The sequence below is a fragment of the Streptomyces albidochromogenes genome (genome assembly GCF_005981925.1).
Lineage (GTDB): Bacteria > Actinomycetota > Actinomycetes > Streptomycetales > Streptomycetaceae > Streptomyces > Streptomyces albidochromogenes.
Map to the genome: position 1 here is coordinate 1 of NZ_VBVX01000605.1, position 1446 is coordinate 1446.

Consider the following 1446-nt stretch of genomic DNA (forward strand, 5'->3'; position numbering starts at 1 on the left):
CGGTGGAACCCATACGCGGGCGCCGCGAACGCCGGCGGCCGCTTCCGCACGCCCGTAAAGCGCCGGCGGGAGGCGGGAGACGGGAGCACCGTCACCCACCTGATACCGCCTAGGCGCGGTCGGCCCCCGCGGGCAACTCCGCATCTACGGAAGCCGGACCGGCCGCCGCGGCCCCCTCCGTCACCACCGGCGGCCCGCCCGCCACCGGCCCGCTGGGAGCCTTCGGCGCCGACGACTGCGCGATGAACGCACCGATCAGCACAACGGCGCCGCCGAGGATCTGCGGCGCGGACAGGTGCTCACGCAGCAGCACCCATGCCAGTACGGTCGCGATGACCGCCTCCAGGCAGGCCACCACACCCGCCACCTGCGGGGAGAGCCTGCGCACCGACACCACACCGGTGACGTACGCGACGACGGTCGCGATCAGCACGATCCAGCCGAGCAGCAGCGCGGCCGGCACATCCGTCCCGCCCATGTCGGCGTTCCCCGCCAGCAGCGACCACTCCATGCCCCAGGGCCGGGCCACGACGGTCAGCACCGCGGCTCCGACGAGGAGTCCGTACGCGATGACACCGAGCGGATCGGCGGTGTCCGCCTCCGTACCGCCCTGGTCGGACAGCACGAAGTAGCCGACCTGGCAGCACGCTGCGGCGAGCGCGAACAGCAGTCCCAGTGCGTCGAAGCTCAGCCCCGCCCAGACCTCGACCACGCACGCCAGCCCCCCGACGGCCAGCACCACGCCGACCGCCGCGGCGCGCGTCACCGGCCTGCGCTGCACGAACCGGACCCACCCGAGCACCAGCGCCGGGGCCAGATACTCGATGAGCAGGGCCACGCCGACCGGGATCCGGGACAGGGAGGCGAAGTAGAAAGCCTGCACACCGGCGACCGCGAGCAGCCCGAAACCGGCCAGCAGGGCGGGCTTGCGCCGCAGCAGATCACGATGGCGCCAGGCCACGGGCAGCATGACAAGAGCCGCGCCCGTCACCCGCAGCCACACCACGTGCAGCGGGTCGAGCCCGGCTTCGATCAGCGGCTTCGCCGCGACACCTGAACCACCGAAGGCGAACGCCGACGCCAGGGCGAGTCCCAGGCCGGCGCTCCTTCCCTGAGACGCTTGCATCGGCACATCATGCCAGCCGGAGTCAGGGGCTTCATCCCTGTGACACCTATCGAGACGGTACGTGCAGACGCCCGGCCAGCAGCTCCGTGTCCACGCCGCCGCGCCGCAGCACTTCGACCGCCCGGCAGCCGGGATCCGACGCCAGTACGGCGAGCAGATCGAGCCCGCCGGCCCGCTGGTCGCCGCGCGCGAAGGCCCGCCCCAAGGCGCCCTCCATGGCCGCGAAAGCGGCGGGCGACCAGCCCGGAAGAGCGGGCTCACTCCTCACAGCGGCCCCACCGTCCCCAGCAGCCACCACCGGCGCCCCAGGCCCTTCCGGC

General features: G+C 73.4%; 1 protein-coding gene and 1 pseudogene. Both read right to left on the bottom strand.

Features of this window, described 5'->3' with window-relative positions; all coding sequences use genetic code 11:
- Window positions 1–109: 109 nt before the first annotated feature.
- A complete protein-coding gene (locus E2E34_RS34245) occupies window positions 110–1126 on the bottom strand; it encodes an EamA family transporter (protein ID WP_138905707.1) in 1017 nt (338 codons plus the stop codon).
- Window positions 1127–1172: 46 nt separating this feature from the next.
- Window positions 1173–1446: pseudogene (locus tag E2E34_RS34250) on the bottom strand (Clp protease N-terminal domain-containing protein); the annotation flags it as partial.

Excerpts from the sequence above, each read along its gene's own strand:
- E2E34_RS34245 (WP_138905707.1), bottom strand. The coding sequence starts at position 1,126 with ATGCAAGCGTCTCAGGGAAGGAGCGCCGGCCTGGGACTCGCCCTGGCG.